Raw genomic sequence first — 16,012 nt, 5'->3', positions numbered from 1 at the left:
ATGGCAGGATTGATTGAAAAACTTCACAAGATTGGCGACGTGATCAATACGGTTGCCAGAGTTGCATTAGGGGTTACGTCAATTGCTTTATGTATCGCGGTAATCGGCCAGTTTATTTTGCGATGGTTTGGAGCTACGATGCCATGGGCAACGGAGTTCTCCTGTTATATCTTCGTTTGGACCACGATGCTTGGCAGTGCCGTAGCAAGCCGTCATCTGCTTCATATTGGTGTTGACATGGTAATTAACTTGTGCCATGGAAAAACACGTCAGTTTATGCTGGTTCTGGCGGATGTGATTTTATTATTTGCACTTGTTTTATTTACAATTTCAGGTTGGAACTATACAGTTGCACAGATTCCACATCTGGGAACGACGATCAAGGTTTCGCTGGCGCTCTTTTATGCAGCCCTTCCGGTCAGCGGTCTCATTATGATTTATTATACATTTGTGCAGCTTCTTGAAAATATATGTTACGGGGAAGCGAAAAAGATTCCTCTTCCGGGGGATGAAGAGTAGGAGGTCAATATGTTCAGCAGTATAATTTTATTTGGAAGCTTTTTCTTGTTTCTTGCATTAGGCGTTCCGATTGCTTTTGTATTGATCGTAGCGACGGTCTCCTATGCGCTTTTAAGTACCGGTGATGCCAACCTGGCGTTGGTTCCGCAGCGAATTATCTATGGTATTAATAGTTTTACCATGCTTTGTCTTCCATTCTTCGCTCTGGCAGGAAATATTATGAATCACGGCGGTATTACCATGCGTCTGGTTCGTTTCGCACAGGCATTCGTTGGACATATCAAGGGTGGTCTGGCGATGGTAGACATTCTGGTATGTATGATGTTTGGTACAGTTTCAGGCTCGGCGGTAGCTGGTACGGCGGCAGTTGGATGCCTGATGATTCCGGCAATGAAGGATGAAAAGTATGATCCGGCGTTTACAGCAGGTCTGACCGCGTGTGCATCCTGCTGCTGCCCGATTATCCCACCGAGTCTGGCATTTGTTATTTACGGTGCGGCAGCGAAGGTATCCGTTGGCGATATGTTTATCGCCGGAGTAGTACCGGGTATCTTGATGGGTATTATCATGATGCTGGTTGTCTATGTATTTGCAGTGAAACGTGATTTTTCAGCAGGTCCTAAGACAAGCTGGAAGGAAAAATGGGAAGCAACCAGACAGGCACTTCCATGTATCGGACTTCCGATCATCGTTGTTGGCGGTATCATGGGTGGTTTCTTTACTCCGACCGAGGCAGCGGCGGCAGCGGTTCTTTATTCCCTGATTCTGTCGGTATTTGTATACCGAACCGTTGGTTGGAAAGAGCTCTGGAAATCGATTATCGACAGCGCGATCGACAGTGGTACGGTTATGCTGATTGTCGGCGGCTGCTATCTGTTTGGATGGGTTATCTCCAATGAGAGATGGGCAGTTTCTGTAACGAATATGCTGGTTGGTCTTCATACTTCTTTAGCAGTGAAACTGTTACTGGTCAATCTGGTTCTTCTGGTTGTTGGTATGTTTATGGATAGTGCTCCGGCAATCATGCTGGTAGCGCCGATTCTGGCACCGGCGATGGCAAGCCTGGGCGTTGACCCAATTCAGACTGGTATGATTGTCTGCCTGAACCTGACCATCGGTCTGGCAACTCCGCCGGTAGGTGTCTGCTTATACACGGCAACCAATATTGCAAGATGTAAATTTGGAGATACGGTTCGAAATGCAATACCATTCCTGGTAGCGATGCTGGCAGCATTAGCGATTATTACGAATGTTCCGGTAGTATCCAGAATTCCATTTATTTTAATGGGACGATAGAAACGAGAGGGGACGTTGAAGTTGGACGTTCCCTTTTCCTTTACAAAAACACGAATCAAAAATGATGAATAAAAAACATGGAATGATTGATACAAAAAGGAGGACAAACCATGGAAAAACTACCCTGCAGTATCTTCAATGATGTGCTCGGTCCGGTGATGCGCGGACCTTCCAGTTCCCATGTGGCGGGGGCGGCGCGGATCGCCTCCATGATCCGGCAATCTCTGGATGCACCGGTGAAAAAAGCGATTGTTGATTTTGATGTCAATGGTGCGCTGGCGGCATCGCACACGGGACACGGAACGGATATGGGATTTGCCAGCGGGCTTTTGAATATGGAGCTGGATGCGCCGGATGTCGCACAGTATGAGGCGATTGCGAAAGAACGGGGATTGGAGATTGAATACCGGATCCTTGATTATGGGGCAGAGCATCCGGGCAATTACCGGGCAGAGGTCTGGGACCAGAATGGAAATGTCGTGCATTGGGAGGCGATCGCAGTCGGCGGCGGTATGGTCGAGATGCAGAAATACGAGGAATTTTCGGTGCAGATAGCCGGAGATTTCTATGAGCTTCTGGTGATTGCGGATGTGGCACCGGGAATTGAGAAAAAAATAGAAGCACTTTTGCCGGATGCTGAATTTTTCCAGAGCGATCAGAAAAATGGTCAGATCTTATATAATTGGAAATTAGCTGTTCCGCTGACAAAAAATGTGATCCAAGCCGTCCGTGATGTGGCGGGTGTCAACCAGGCGTGCTATCTTGAACCGGTGCTTCCGACGCATTCCAGCAGAACCTGTCAGGTTCCATTTTCAACGGCAGCCGCCCTGGTTGATTATGCGAAAGAGCATCCGATGGAGTCCTGGGAGTATGCATTGGAATATGAAGCTTGTCGGGGCGGTCAGTCGAGAGAAGCCGTATACCGTCAGATGGAACAGATCTTGTCGGTCATGGAACAGGCGGTTGAGACGGGATTAGCCGGGACGAAATATCAGGACCGTATTCTGGGCGAGCAGGTCAGCAGGGTGGCAGCAGCCGAACAGGCAGGACGCCTGATTCCGGATCCGATTGTCAATGAGCTCATCCGTTGCATCACGGCGGTGATGGAAAGCAAGAGCTCCATGGGCGTGATCGTAGCAGCACCGACCTGTGGCTCCTGCGGATGCCTGCCGGGAACGGTCATCGGACTGGCGCGGGCGCTGTCACTTCCGAGAGAAATGGTAGTACAGGGACTTCTGGTTGCGGGTCTGGTCGGTGTCTTTTTCGCAGAGGAAGCGACGTTTTCGGCGGAAGTAGCAGGATGCCAGGTAGAGTGCGGTGCCGGTTCCGGTATGGCAGCGGCGGCACTCACGGCGATGATGGGCGGAACCATCGAAAATTGTATGGATGCGGCGTCTGTAGGGCTTCAGAATATCACAGGGCTTGCCTGCGATCCGGTTGGAAACCGTGTTGAATGGCCATGTCTCGGCAAAAATATCATGGGCGGAAGCAATGCGCTCGCCAGCGCCAATATGATTCTGGCAGGCTATGACAAAGTGATCCCATTGGATGAGACAATTGGTGCAATCTATGAGATCGGTCTGTCGCTGCCGCTGGAACTGCGGTGTACCTTTGGTGGTCTTGGAAAGACAAAGACCGCACGGGAGATTCTGAAGCGGTCCGACGCGCATTTTCCGGGGGAAGAGGCGCGGTAGGTGTAATTCAAAACATCGTGAAAGGACAGTTACAGTTTGTGTAAGGTGCGTACTGTAAGGTGGCATATCTTTTTAAGATCTGAAATAAAAATTGATTAAATAACTCTATAGAGATATAATATTAATAAAAATATCTCTATAGAGTTATTTTTATTAAAACGAATCTATTTTTTATATACCCCATGTTTCTACTTGCTCCCATAATAGATAAGGAGGTTGCCTCAGAATGAGAAAAATTTTATATCACGGTTCCTTGGAAATTATTTCTACTCCTATGTATGGTCAGGGAAAGGTCTATAATGACTACGGACAGGGCTTTTATTGTACGGAGAGTCTGGAGCTGGCGAAGGAGTGGTCGTGCGCCGAGCGGGAGGACGGCTATGTGAATCAGTATGAAATGGATGAAACCGGTCTTTTGATTTTAAATTTGATGGAGAAGCACTACAGCGTTCTTCATTGGCTGGCGATTTTGATGAAATACCGGAAAATCCGCCTTTCTTCGGCGGTCATGAAACGGGGAAGAGAGTGGCTGCTGGAACATTTCCTCCCGGATGTGGACGGATATGATGTGGTGATTGGGTACCGGGCGGATGATTCGTATTTTTCATTTGCAAGGGCGTTTGTAAATAATGAAATATCGTTAGAGCAGCTTTCGTATGCGATGCGGCTGGGAAAATTGGGAGAGCAGTATGTATTAAAGAGTCAGAAGGCATTTCAGGCGATACACTTTCTTTCTTATGAAGGAGTAGATTCAGTGGAATATTATGTAAAACGAAGAGCCAGAGATGAGCAAGCTAGAAATGCATACCGGAAAAAGGTGGAAGAGGATGATATCGACGGTATTTATATGCGGGATTTGATTCGAGGGGAGGTGTCGGCTGAGGATGAGCGCTTATGGGATTGAATATCTGGATGATGCGATGAGGAATCTGGGGGAAATGACAGATTATGCGGTCAATGCCTGTGGGATGGATCTGGAAGATTTTTGGAAATTGTTTCTTACAACCGGGTATGCAGAAAAATTTGGGGAAGGTGTACCAAGAGTAGTGAGCGGCTTTTCTGGAACGGAGCTTGCGGAGGAAGTGCTTCGAAAAGCGGGAAAAAAGGACGAACTGCCGGAACCGCAGGTAGAATTTACCTGTTCCAGAGAGTATTGGAGTGGCTGGATACTGGCGTATTATCAGTGGTACAGTGAGAAGAAATTTAAGGAAATTGAAGCAGGGCTTCCGGTCCGGGAGGTTGTGGAAATGTATCCGGCACTTCATGAAGCTCCGGAGGATAAATTTGTTGAGGCGGCAGACAGAATCATTCGAAGAAAAGAGCAGGGGAAAAACGCGTTGCGGCGGATCCGGAAGATGGCGGGATATACCCAAAAGGATCTTTCAGAGCAATCGGGGGTTACGCTGCGGAGTATTCAGCAGTATGAACAGGGAAAAAAGAAGATTCAAAAAGCATCCGCAGAAACCGTGCGTGCGCTTGCACGGTCACTGGGATGCCAGATGGAAGATTTGCTGTAATTGCGAAGGAATTGGACAGTTTCAATTTGCTATAGCGCAGTCGCCTTCGGCAGACTAAAAATAAATTCCGTCCCCACGCCCTCGGTGCTGACAACGTCGATATTTTCCCCATGTGCCTGAACAATCTCTTTGACAATCGCAAGCCCCAGTCCGGTCCCCTTTTTATCTTTTCCGCGCGATAAGTCGGTCTTGTAGAAACGTTCAAAGATTTTCTTCTGGCTGTCCTTCGGGATGCCGATGCCGGTGTCTTTGACGGAAATGAAGATTTTTTCATACCGGATGGAGGTCTGGATGTAAATGATCGAATCCTCGTGGCTGAATTTGATCGCGTTGTCGATCAGGTTGTAGAGAACCTGTTGGATTTTTCCGAGATCGGCGTAGACCATCTGGATGCTATCCGCAAAGGTCAGGTCAAACGTGATGCCTTTCGCGCTGCACGTGCCCTCGAAGGTTGCGGCGGTATCCTTGATCGTCCGGTTGATATCGAAATTTGTCCGGGTTAAGTAGCCTTTGCTGTCCAGGGAGTTGAGTGTCAGCATGCCTTGGGTCAGCTTGTTGAGGCGTTCGGTTTCGGAAATGACGATGTGCAGGTATTTATGATAGAGTTCCTGCGGGATTGTGCCGTCGAGAATCGCCTCGAGATAGCCCTTGATGGAGGTCAGCGGCGAGCGGAAATCGTGCGATACGTTCGCGATGAAATTGTGCTGGTACTGTTCCATTTCATTTAACTCGCTGGACATATAGTTTAATGTGCTGGCGAGATAGCCGATCTCGTCGTGGGTGGTAATCGGGATATTGTGTGCCAGGTTTCCGGCTGCATATTCATTGGCTGCGACCGTAATCTTTTTGAGCGGGAAATAGACCACTTTTGTAAAAACAAGAAGCACCACCAGGGATAGGAAGAACAGGATGATCGATGTTATGTAAATAATATTTAGAAATCCGTTCTGTTCCGCCTCAATGTTCTGGATTGGCATATGAATCACGATGTAGCCGTAGGTCTTCATATTGCCTGTGATCGGGGCGGAAACGGAGAGTACTTTGCTGTCAAACAGGTTGTAATACTGTCCGATGGAATAGAGCCGGTTGCCCTGTGCGGTCGGGTCGAAATCGTCGATTGCGATGCCGGTACGCCTGCCGCTGCTGTCCGCAACGATGGTGCCCTCATGGTTCAGGATCCAGATATCCGATTGCAGATAGGCGGAAACCGCCTCGAGCTGTGGGTATGCCGAGTCGAGATTGATGGTTTTGCCCTCGTAGGCTTTGCTGCACCGATCGGCAATCATGGTCGCCTCGTCATACAGAACCTCCGATTCGCGTTCCACCAGATGGTGGTAGGTCATCTCAGATGAGATGGTCGCGATCGTGATGAATCCAAGCAGACCGAAGATGAGATAGCCGATCAGCAGTTTATAATAAAGAGAATGTGTGTAGTGGTTTGATTTCATGGTAAACCTCCGGTTACCTCTTCACGTAACAGTTCAGTTCCTTTACTAACAGTTACCGTTTTACCTCAAATTTATATCCAATCCCCCAGACGGTCGTCAGCGCCCACTTGTCGTTGCCCTTGATTTTTTCACGGAGCCGCTTGATATGGACATCTACCGTCCGCGTGTCGCCGATGTATTCATATCCCCAGATATGGTCGAGAAGTTGCTCCCTTGTGAATACCTGGTTTGGTGAGGACGCGAGGAAATAGAGCAGTTCCAGTTCCTTCGGCGGCAGCTCGATCGAGTGTCCGTTGTAAATGACGGAGTAGTTCGTCAGGTTGACGATGAGATCCGGATATTCGACAAAATTGCCATGCTGTTCGGTCACGGACGATGCAGGCATCTGCACCGGCAGCTGGTAGCGCCGCAGAACGGCTTTGACTCTGGCAACCAACTCTTTCGAATCGAATGGTTTGATCATGTAGTCATCGGCGCCCAGCTCCAGCCCCAGCACCTTATCAAAGATTTCGCCCTTGGCGGAGAGCATGATGATTGGCACCTGGGAGGTACTTCGCAGTTCCCGGCAGACCTGATAGCCGTCGATGCCCGGAAGCATCAGATCAAGGAGAATCAGGTTGGGCTGAAATTCGGGAAATACCCGGAGAGCTTCTTCCCCGTCTCCGACAATTTTCGTTTCAAAACATTCTTTCGTCAGGTAAAGTGAGATTAGTTCAGCAATGTTGTAGTCGTCATCTACGATGAGAATGCGCTGCTTTTCAGCCATGTTGATTCCTCCTGTTTTTTTGGATATTTGTAACTGTTCAGTACCTTCACAGTTATGGATATTTCTTATTTAAATGTCACGATTGTAACGCCTGTATCGCCTTCGCCAAACTCGCCAAGCCGGTATTCCTTGACATAGCTTAATTTCTTCAAGTGGCGGTGTACGCCCGCTTTCAAAGCGCCGGTTCCACGACCATGTACGACGCGGACCTGCGGAAGATGCGCCAGGTAGGCATCATCCAGGTATTTGTCGAGTACCGGGATCGCCTCATCGACGGTCATGCCAATCAGGTTGACCTCCGGCGATACGCTGAAGGACTTGGACATCTTGATCTTGCTGCTTCCGCTTCCGGATCCGCGGGAACCACCCGTATGCGTGCCGGAAAGTCCCGGTCCGGTGATGGATGCTTCCTCGACCATTTCCAGATCGCGGATATTGACGAGGGAGCGCAGAATTCCCATCTGTACATACAGATCGCCCTTGGCGTTCGGCAGGGAGCTGACGGTTCCCTTTAAATTCATCGAGAGAACGCGCACGGTATCGCCGAGACGCAGCTTTTTCGCGGAAACGGCTTTTTTCGGTGCGGCGGTTTTCTTAACTGCCAGTTTCTTGTCTACATCCTGGATCTTGCCGCGTAGCTTGGTCCGCTCAGCTTCCAGTTCTTTATTGACGCCGGAAGACTTGGCAAGCTTGTTGATGTTGCGGATCGTCTGATCGGCGGTGTCCTTCGCATCCTGAAGGATCTTCTGAGCTTCCTCGCGGGCTTTGGAAAGCATTTTTTCCTTCTGCTCGGAGAAACGTTCTTCCTTCTGCTGGAGGCGGTTCTTCAGCGTTTCAATTTCCTGTTTATAGGAGGCGATCTCTTCGCGCTCTTTTTCAATGGTCACGCGGCTGTTTTCCAGATTGGCAAGCAGATCCTCGAAGGATTCGTCCTTCTGCTCCATCTGGTTTTTCGCCTCGTCGATGATATAATCCGGCAGCCCCAGCTTGCGGGAAATGGCAAATGCATTACTTTTTCCTGGAATACCGATGAGCAGGCGGTAGGTCGGGCGGAGAGTCTCGACGTTGAACTCGCAGCAGGCATTTTCAACGCCTGGCGCGGTCAGCGCAAAGACTTTTAATTCGCTGTAATGCGTGGTTGCGATCGTCCGGCAGGTCATGTTGTGCAGGAAATTTAAAACCGCAATCGCCAGCGCCGCGCCCTCGGTCGGGTCGGTACCGGAACAGAGCTCATCGAAGAGACAGAGCGAATTGGCGTCCGCCTCATTTAAAATCGAAACGATATTCGTCATATGGGCGGAGAATGTACTCAGATTCTGCTCGATGCTCTGCTCATCGCCAATGTCGGCAAATACATTGTCAAATACAGCCAGCTCGGATCCCTCAAATGCCGGGATATGGAGTCCTGACTGCCCCATCAGGGTAAAGAGTCCGACGGTTTTTAAAGAAACGGTTTTACCACCCGTGTTTGGACCCGTCACAATCAGAAGGTCAAACGAATCGCCAACCCAGATGTTGATCGGAACGACCTGTTTCGGATTTAAGAGCGGATGGCGTCCGTCCTTGATATTGATATACCGTTTGTTGTTAAATTTCGGTTCCACGCAGTTATAGTGGCGGGAAAGAGCTGCCTTTGCGAAAATGAAATCGAGCTCTGCCAGAATCGAAAGATCCGAGAGGATCGCGTCGGTGTAAGGCATAAGCTGGCTGGAAAGAGCTGCCAGAACGAACTCAATTTCCCGTTTTTCCTGGATTTCCAGCTCGCGCAGTTCGTTGTTCAGCTTGACGATCGCGAGCGGCTCGATAAATACAGTCGAACCGGTCGAGGACTGGTCGTGCACCATGCCTGGAACCTGGGATTTATACTCAGCCTTGACCGGCAGGCAATAGCGCCCGTCGCGCATTGTGATGACGGCATCCTGTAAATAGGTCCGGCTGGAATTTAAAATAGAATTTAACTGGGTATGGACGCGTCCGCCCACGATCTTCATGGAGCGGCGCACTTTGGCAAGTCCCGGACTTGCGTCATCGCTGACCTCATCCTCGGATGGCAGGCAGCGCTTGATCTCATTGTTGACCGGCGTCAGCGGATCCAGGGCGCGGAAGCGCTCATCAAGGGAATCATCTGGAAATTCTTCGGATTTCTCATGGCGTCCGTAGCTCTGCGCGCGGGCAGCGACTGTCAGCAGGGAGCTGACAGAGAGAAGCTCCGGGATCCCCAGGGAACTTCCGATTTCCAGACGTTTCATGGAACCACGCACATCCTTCACGCCGCCGAAGGAGAGACTTCCCTTCATGCGGACGCGCGTCAGGGCATCGGTCGTCTCCGTCTGGCTCTGCCGGATCGTCCCCAGATCACAGGACGGCTGCAGTTCCCGGCACATCTGTTTTCCCATCTCCGTGGAGGCGTACTCCGTGAGCTGGTCGATGATCTTTGTATATTCGAGAGTTTTTAATGCTTTTTCATTCATGTTGTGGTAATCCTCTTAATTTAAATGGTGTTCACATGATACCGTGACCACTAAATTCGTGAAAGACCTCATTAAGTGGTCAGGTATAAGTTCTCACTAGACTCGAAAAGACCTCGTCAAGTGTTCACATTATATCACATTCCCCGCCGTCTAGCCAAGCATTCGCACTTTTTTCTTGCATAACCTTAAGAAGGAAAGTATAATTAGGATATGTTATGCAAAGGGGAAAGTGAAATGCCGGATTCAGAAGAACTTGAAAAAAAGGAAAAACGGGAATTCATGAGAGAAACGATAGTGAAGCCGCCGCTGACCAGAAAACAGATTGCGAAGCGGGTGGCTCTCTTTGTATGCGCGTCAGCCGCATTTGGAGGAGTCGCGGCGGTTTCGTTTGCGGCGGTAAAGCCGTTTGCGGATCGGTGTTTTCAGGAAAATAGGATGCAGGAGACATCCTCAGTCGAGTTTTCCAAGGACGATCCGGACTCTGTTTCGCCGTCGGACGGTGCAGATGCGGATATGACAGCGCAGCCGGAACAAATGGAGCAGGAGATTGATGAGGCGGTCAGCGAGGCGCTTTCCAGCTATCAGTTTTCCGCAGACAATTTTAATTCGATGACGTCGGTGCTGCGTGGAATCGGGGAACAGGGTGATAAGTCGATCGTGACGGTCAGCTCCGGCAAACAGGATACGGATATATTTGGAAATCCGGTGGAAAATACGGGTGATTATGCAGGTGCAGTCATCGCGGAGAGTGATGGAGAATTTCTGATCTTTACTTACGCCGATGCGGTGCGGGCGGCAGATTCGATCAATGTGAGATTTTCGGATGGAACGAAGATCGCTGGTACAGTGCGCCAGATTGACGAAGTGCTCGGAATGGCAGTTGTGGCGGTGCCGTCCGGCAATCTGCCGGAAGAAGAGCGGAAAAAGGTGCAGGTGCTTTCACTTGCCAATTCATATACGGTCAAGGCAGGCGATGTCCTCGTAGGTATCGGCGGTCCGTCCGGACAGGTGCATTCGCTTTCGTTCGGAACGGTATCCTACGTGGCGCGCAATGTGCAGATTACAGATGGACTGACGCGGATCCTGTATGCGGATATCAGCAGCAATTCGCAGACGGGTACCTTTTTGATCAATACAGCCGGAGAGATGGTCGGCTGGACATCGGAGTCCTGCCGCAGCGAGAGCTGTACGGATCGGACGGCGGCGTACACCATTTCCAGCTACAAGCCGATTCTGGAGCGGCTGACGAATGGCGCTTCGGCGGCATATCTGGGCATCCTGGGACAGGATGTGAGCCGTGCGATGCAGGGGAGCGGCATTCCGGCGGGCGTTTACGTGACGGAGGCAGTCTCCGGCAGCCCGGCATATGACGCTGGCATCCAGCCCGGCGATATTATTGTGAAATTTGGCACAAAGGAGATCGGAAGTTTCAAAGATCTCCAGGCGCAGATTGAAAATTCCGCGAGCGGCGTGTCTGTATCGGTAAATGTGATGCGGAAAGGGCGCGACGGATACACGGAAATTCCATTTTTGGTATCTCTGCGCGCCAGATAGAAATTCAGGAGGATATAGGCAGAATGAGATATATTGAACAGTTCCGGGAAGGAATGAGAGTCTCGGACGTATATTTATGTAAGACGAAACAGCACGCGGTGACGAAAAACGGAAAAGAGTACGCTTCCGTGCTGCTTCAGGATAAAACAGGCACGGTAGACTGCAAAATCTGGGATTTAAGTTCCCCGGGCATCAATGATTTTGAGCCGCTGCAGTATGTCTATGTGGACGGCGATGTGACGGTTTTCCAGGGTTCCAACCAGTTAAATATCAAGCGCATACGCAAGGCGGACGAGGGCGAGTATCAGGAAAGCGATTACCTTCCGGTCAGCTCAAAGGATATCAAGATAATGTATCAGGAGCTGACGGCTCTGGTGCAGTCTTTCCAGAATCCGTACCTGAAAAAGCTGGCATCCAGCTATTTCCTGGAAGATAAGGCATTTGTGAAGAAATTCTGCTTCCATTCGGCGGCGAAGAGTGTGCATCATGGTTTTGTGGGCGGACTTTTGGAACATACGTTAAGTGTTATGAAACTCTGTGATTTCTACACGAAGTCATATCCGGCGCTGGACCGCGATCTGCTTCTGACGGCGGCGCTGTTCCACGACATCGGAAAAGTGCAGGAATTATCCGCATTTCCGGAAAATGATTATACGGACGATGGTCAGCTCTTAGGTCATATCGTGATCGGCACGATGATGGTTGCAGACCGTATTAAGGAGATTCCGGGATTCCCGGCAAAGACAGCGGCGGAGTTAAAGCACTGCATCCTTGCGCACCACGGCGAATTAGAGTACGGTTCCCCGAAGAAACCGGCGCTTCTGGAGGCGCTGGCATTGAATTTCGCGGACAATACCGATGCGAAGATGGAGACGATGCTGGAAGTCTTAAAGAGCGGCGGGGAGAATCCGGGCTGGCTCGGATATAACCGTTTCCTGGAGACGAATGTGAGAAAGACGACGCCGACGGAATAATAATAAGATAACAGACATCTAAAATGAGTCTAAATGTATATAAGAAAAAGAAAACAGCGCTGCACAAGCAGATGCTGCCTTGCAGAAGCGGGGGAACGAAAAAATAGGAATCAGGTGTCTATGCTGTTGGCAGAGAAGCGAGTTAAATAGCCGCACATAAAATAAATAAGAAAAATGGAGAAGGATACCAGGAAGGTACAGCGGTTCAGCAGGGACCGCACTTTTCTGATATCCTTTTGTTTCATAAAGAAAAATATAGGAGTACAACAGAAAATATGAAAAAACGAGAAAATACAGGCAAAATCATTGGAAAGGTGTTCGGAGAAGCCAGGGCACTTGGCGTCACTGCCTTAGCGGCGGCAGTCATGCTTTCCGGATGCGGAAACGCTGGAAATCAGGCGCAGAAAGGCGGTTCCGGCGCAGAACAGACGGAAAATACCCAAACAAGCGTTATTATCGCGATGCCGCCGACTTCAGAGCCGGAGGCGGGCTTTGATCCGGCATATGGCTGGGGCGCGGGCGAGCATATGCATGAACCGCTGATCCAGAGCACCCTGACGGTGACAGAAGCAGATTTGAGTATCGGGTATGATCTGGCGACGGATGTGGAGACCTCCGAGGATGGAATGACATGGACGGTGACGATCCGCGACGATGCGAAATTCACGGATGGCGAGGCGCTGACCGCGGAGGATGTGGCATTCACTTATAACACATTGAAAAAGACGAGTTCCGTCAACGATTTTTCAATGCTGAAACAGGCGGAGGCGATCGATGATGTGACGGTTGTGTTTGAGATGGAACGCCCGTTTGCTATCTGGTCATACACGATGGCGGTGACGGGAATTGTGCCGGAGCATGCATATGGAACGGATTACGGCACACATCCGATCGGTTCCGGGCGATATATCCTGAAACAGTGGGACAAGGGGCAGCAGGTGATTCTGGAAGCCAACCCGGATTATTATGGGGATGCGCCGAAGATGCGGCAGGTCACGATTCTCTTTATGGAAGAGGATGCGGCATTTGCGGCGGTGCGCGCCGGGCAGGTGGATGTGGCGTACACGGCGGCGTCCTATGCAGACCAGTCGGTTCCAGAATTCAGTCTTTTGGACTGTGAGACGGTGGACAACCGTGGATTTAACCTCCCGGCAGTGCCGGAGACGGTACGGGAGGATGGCGTAAAAATCGGCAATGATTTTACCGCGGATGTGCAGGTGCGCCGGGCGATCAATCTGGCGATTGACCGGCAGGAAATGATCGATCATGTGTTAAATGGTTACGGCAGCCCGGCATATAGTGTCTGTGACAAGATGCCGTGGTACAACGATGAAATGGAGAACATTTCCTATGATGTGGAGAAGGCGGAAGAGATGCTGGGTGCGGCGGGATGGAAGAAAAATGCTGACGGCATCCGCGAAAAGGATGGAGTGAAAGCCATTCTGGAATTTCTCTATCCGACCGGGGATTCGGTGCGTCAGGCGCTGGCAGCCGATACGGCACAGCAGTTAAAAGAGATTGGAATTGACGCATCGATCCGCGGCACCGGCTGGGATACTGCGTATGACGAAGCACAGTCGCAGCCGCTTCTTTGGGGCTGGGGCGCGCACACGCCGATGGAATTTTATAATATTTACCATACAAAGGCAGATACGGGGCTGGCAGAATATTCGCCGTATGCGAATGAGACTGTGGACGCTTATATGGATGAGGCCTTGGCAGCACCGGATCTGGAAAGTTCGTATGAATTGTGGAAAAAGGCGCAGTGGGACGGCGAGACGGGTGTTTCAGCCGAGGGTGATCTTCCGTGGATCTGGCTGGTGAATGTCGATCATCTGTACTGGGTGAGAGACGGGCTTCATGTCGCAGAGCAGAAGGTGCATCCGCACGGTCACGGCTGGTCCATCGTCAACAATGTCGATCGGTGGTACTATGAGTAGGATGAAATGGTTTGGGCGCAGTCTGCTGCACCTGATTCTGCTGCTTTTGGCAGTCAGTCTGGTATCGTTTCTGCTGGTGTCGATGTCTCCGGTCGATCCGCTGCAGACGAATGTCGGGCAGACGGCGCTCGGCTCGATGGCGCCGGAGCAGATCGAGAAGCTGCAGGCGTACTGGGGCGTTGGTGTGCCGGTCTGGAAGCGCTTCTTTAGCTGGATTTCGGGCATCTGTCATGGTGATTTTGGCATTTCCCTTCTGTACCGCAGACCGGTGCTGGAGGTGATCGCGGAAAAGGCGTCTGCGTCAGTGTGGCTCCTTCTGTCTGCGTGGCTGTTTTCGGGAATCGTGGGGATATTTTTAGGAATTGCAGCGGCGGCAAAACGGGGCAAGTGGGTGGATCGCCTGATTACGGGCTATTGCATCGTGATCGCGGGAACGCCGTCCTTCTGGCTGGCGCTGGTGCTGCTGCTTCTCTTTACAGTGCAGCTTCCCATCTTCCCAATCGGGTTCAGTGTCCCGGTGGGAATGGCGGCGGACGAGGTCAGCCTGGCGGATCGCCTGTATCACGCATTTCTGCCGGCGTGTACGCTGGGACTGACAGGGACTTCTTCGATTGCGATGCACACGCGCGAAAAAGTGATTGAGATTCTGGAAAGTGATTACGTACTCTATGCGCGGGCGCGGGGCGAGAGCGGCTGGCGGCTGATTTTCCGGCATGGACTCCGCAACCTGCTTCTCCCGGTAATTACGCTGCAATTTGGCTCGATCAGCGAGATTTTCGGCGGTTCGGTGCTGGTGGAACAGGTCTTTTCCTATCCGGGACTCGGACAGGCGGCGGTCACGGCGGGGCTGGGAAGCGATATCCCGCTTCTGCTGGGAATTACACTCATCAGTGCCGTGCTTGTATTTGCAGGAAATGCAGCGGCGGATGGGCTGTACCGGCTGGTCGATCCGAGACTTAGGAAAGGAGGTAGGGCATGAGAAAGAAAACACTCTGGCTGCTGGGAATTTCCCTCCTTTTCTTGATTCTGGTGACAGTGCTTGGAATCGTCTGGGAGGATGCCGCACAGCAGGTCGATTTTGCGAGAAAAAACCTGCCTCCGGGAACCGGCGGGCTGTTTGGAACCGACTGGATGGGGCGGGATATGCTGAAACGGACGGTTGCGGGGCTTTCTTTAAGCATCCGGCTGGGGCTTCTGACCGCGGCGATCAGCGCCGCGGTGGCATTGGCGCTTGCATTGCTGGCGTCGCTTGGCGGGGGCCTGATGGATTCATTGGTATGCGGGCTGATTAATCTGGTAATGGGAATCCCGCACATGCTTCTCCTGATCCTGATTTCCTACAGTCTGGGAAAGGGATTCCGGGGTGTAGCAGCCGGGATTGCCCTGACGCACTGGGCGTCCCTGGCGAGGCTTTTGCGGGCGGAAATCTTACAGATCCGGGACAGTCCGTATGTGCGGATCTCCGAAAAACTGGGGAAAAAGCCCTGGTGGATTGCCTGGAACCACATAGTACCGCAGGTATCGCGGCAATTTGTAACCGGGTTAATTCTTCTCTTTCCCCATGCGATTCTTCATGAGGCGGGCGTGACCTTTCTGGGCTTCGGCCTTTCCTCCGAGCAACCGGCGATCGGTGTTATTTTATCCGAGAGTATGTCGTACCTGATTACCGGAAAATGGTGGCTGGCGCTCTTTCCGGGCGCGGCACTGGTGCTGGTAACGCTGGGATTTCAGGCGATCGGGCAGAGCCTGGGGCGGCTGATGGATCCGGGGAGCGTGCATGAGTAGAGGATGCTGGGAATGAGGCAGAAAAACATATATTTTGATAAAATGATG

At 51.1% G+C, this 16,012-nt stretch carries 13 protein-coding genes; 10 read left to right on the top strand and 3 right to left on the bottom strand.

The window, feature by feature from the left end; genetic code table 11:
• The 5 genes from PG862_RS10920 to PG862_RS10900 all read left to right on the top strand — a co-directional run bounded on the left by PG862_RS10920 (window position 1) and on the right by PG862_RS10900 (window position 5,026).
• Entirely contained in the window at window positions 1-519 is a 519-nt protein-coding gene (locus PG862_RS10920) for a TRAP transporter small permease (protein WP_118469284.1), read from the top strand.
• A 9-nt stretch (window positions 520-528) separates the two neighbouring features.
• Window positions 529-1,815: a TRAP transporter large permease gene (locus tag PG862_RS10915; RefSeq protein WP_118629598.1), complete on the top strand. Its 1,287-nt coding sequence runs from the start codon at window positions 529-531 to the stop codon at window positions 1,813-1,815.
• Window positions 1,816-1,925: 110 nt separating this feature from the next.
• The gene (locus tag PG862_RS10910; RefSeq protein WP_118472546.1) at window positions 1,926-3,509 is read left to right on the top strand and encodes an L-serine ammonia-lyase, iron-sulfur-dependent, subunit alpha; all 1,584 of its coding nucleotides are present in this window, start codon (window positions 1,926-1,928) and stop codon (window positions 3,507-3,509) included.
• A gap of 226 nt (window positions 3,510-3,735) precedes the next feature.
• Entirely contained in the window at window positions 3,736-4,413 is a 678-nt protein-coding gene (locus tag PG862_RS10905; protein ID WP_107001858.1) for a DUF3990 domain-containing protein, read from the top strand.
• The gene (locus PG862_RS10900; RefSeq protein WP_022358806.1) at window positions 4,394-5,026 is read left to right on the top strand and encodes a helix-turn-helix domain-containing protein; all 633 of its coding nucleotides are present in this window, start codon (window positions 4,394-4,396) and stop codon (window positions 5,024-5,026) included. The genes PG862_RS10905 and PG862_RS10900 overlap by 20 nt, the downstream gene beginning before the upstream one ends.
• Window positions 5,027-5,055: 29 nt before the next feature.
• Here the strand turns inward: PG862_RS10900 and PG862_RS10895 are convergent, their stop codons facing one another.
• The 3 genes from PG862_RS10895 to PG862_RS10885 form a co-directional block, all read right to left on the bottom strand.
• On the bottom strand, window positions 5,056-6,474 hold the full coding sequence (locus PG862_RS10895; RefSeq protein ID WP_270707385.1) for a sensor histidine kinase: 1,419 nt from the start codon (window positions 6,472-6,474) through the stop codon (window positions 5,056-5,058).
• Between the two features lie 52 nt (window positions 6,475-6,526).
• Window positions 6,527-7,240 (bottom strand): response regulator transcription factor, encoded by a 714-nt coding sequence (locus PG862_RS10890; protein ID WP_107001860.1) that lies wholly within the window; start codon window positions 7,238-7,240, stop codon window positions 6,527-6,529.
• A 65-nt stretch (window positions 7,241-7,305) separates the two neighbouring features.
• Window positions 7,306-9,711, bottom strand: a complete 2,406-nt coding sequence (locus PG862_RS10885) for an endonuclease MutS2 (RefSeq protein ID WP_118522497.1) — start codon at window positions 9,709-9,711, stop codon at window positions 7,306-7,308.
• A gap of 279 nt (window positions 9,712-9,990) precedes the next feature.
• Between PG862_RS10885 and PG862_RS10880 the strand changes: the two genes are divergently transcribed.
• From PG862_RS10880 to PG862_RS10860, 5 genes are all read left to right on the top strand, one after another.
• On the top strand, window positions 9,991-11,265 hold the full coding sequence (locus PG862_RS10880; RefSeq protein WP_270707383.1) for a S1C family serine protease: 1,275 nt from the start codon (window positions 9,991-9,993) through the stop codon (window positions 11,263-11,265).
• A gap of 23 nt (window positions 11,266-11,288) precedes the next feature.
• Window positions 11,289-12,239 (top strand): 3'-5' exoribonuclease YhaM family protein, encoded by a 951-nt coding sequence (locus PG862_RS10875; protein WP_270707382.1) that lies wholly within the window; start codon window positions 11,289-11,291, stop codon window positions 12,237-12,239.
• A 275-nt stretch (window positions 12,240-12,514) separates the two neighbouring features.
• On the top strand, window positions 12,515-14,179 hold the full coding sequence (locus PG862_RS10870) for an ABC transporter substrate-binding protein (RefSeq protein ID WP_333563210.1): 1,665 nt from the start codon (window positions 12,515-12,517) through the stop codon (window positions 14,177-14,179).
• On the top strand, window positions 14,172-15,158 hold the full coding sequence (locus PG862_RS10865; protein WP_333563209.1) for an ABC transporter permease: 987 nt from the start codon (window positions 14,172-14,174) through the stop codon (window positions 15,156-15,158). Before PG862_RS10870 ends, PG862_RS10865 begins: the two co-directional genes overlap by 8 nt.
• Window positions 15,155-15,964, top strand: coding sequence for an ABC transporter permease (locus PG862_RS10860; protein ID WP_270707381.1), 810 nt, complete (start codon window positions 15,155-15,157; stop codon window positions 15,962-15,964). The genes PG862_RS10865 and PG862_RS10860 overlap by 4 nt, the downstream gene beginning before the upstream one ends.
• Window positions 15,965-16,012 lie beyond the last annotated feature (48 nt).

Origin of the sequence: Clostridium fessum, assembly GCF_027698965.1 — a bacterium.
GTDB classification, from domain to species: domain Bacteria; phylum Bacillota; class Clostridia; order Lachnospirales; family Lachnospiraceae; genus Otoolea; species Otoolea fessa.
This window is presented reverse-complemented; position numbering and strand designations above follow the sequence as displayed.

Bases quoted from the DNA above. Each gene is read 5' to 3' on its own strand.
- PG862_RS10920 (WP_118469284.1), top strand. From the start codon at position 1: ATGGCAGGATTGATTGAAAAACTTCACAAGATTGGCGACGTGATCAAT.
- PG862_RS10915 (WP_118629598.1), top strand. From the start codon at position 529: ATGTTCAGCAGTATAATTTTATTTGGAAGCTTTTTCTTGTTTCTTGCA.
- PG862_RS10910 (WP_118472546.1), top strand. From the start codon at position 1,926: ATGGAAAAACTACCCTGCAGTATCTTCAATGATGTGCTCGGTCCGGTG.
- PG862_RS10905 (WP_107001858.1), top strand. From the start codon at position 3,736: ATGAGAAAAATTTTATATCACGGTTCCTTGGAAATTATTTCTACTCCT.
- PG862_RS10900 (WP_022358806.1), top strand. From the start codon at position 4,394: ATGAGCGCTTATGGGATTGAATATCTGGATGATGCGATGAGGAATCTG.
- PG862_RS10895 (WP_270707385.1), bottom strand. From the start codon at position 6,474: ATGAAATCAAACCACTACACACATTCTCTTTATTATAAACTGCTGATC.
- PG862_RS10890 (WP_107001860.1), bottom strand. From the start codon at position 7,240: ATGGCTGAAAAGCAGCGCATTCTCATCGTAGATGACGACTACAACATT.
- PG862_RS10885 (WP_118522497.1), bottom strand. From the start codon at position 9,711: ATGAATGAAAAAGCATTAAAAACTCTCGAATATACAAAGATCATCGAC.
- PG862_RS10880 (WP_270707383.1), top strand. From the start codon at position 9,991: ATGAGAGAAACGATAGTGAAGCCGCCGCTGACCAGAAAACAGATTGCG.
- PG862_RS10875 (WP_270707382.1), top strand. From the start codon at position 11,289: ATGAGATATATTGAACAGTTCCGGGAAGGAATGAGAGTCTCGGACGTA.
- PG862_RS10870 (WP_333563210.1), top strand. From the start codon at position 12,515: ATGAAAAAACGAGAAAATACAGGCAAAATCATTGGAAAGGTGTTCGGA.
- PG862_RS10865 (WP_333563209.1), top strand. From the start codon at position 14,172: ATGAGTAGGATGAAATGGTTTGGGCGCAGTCTGCTGCACCTGATTCTG.
- PG862_RS10860 (WP_270707381.1), top strand. From the start codon at position 15,155: ATGAGAAAGAAAACACTCTGGCTGCTGGGAATTTCCCTCCTTTTCTTG.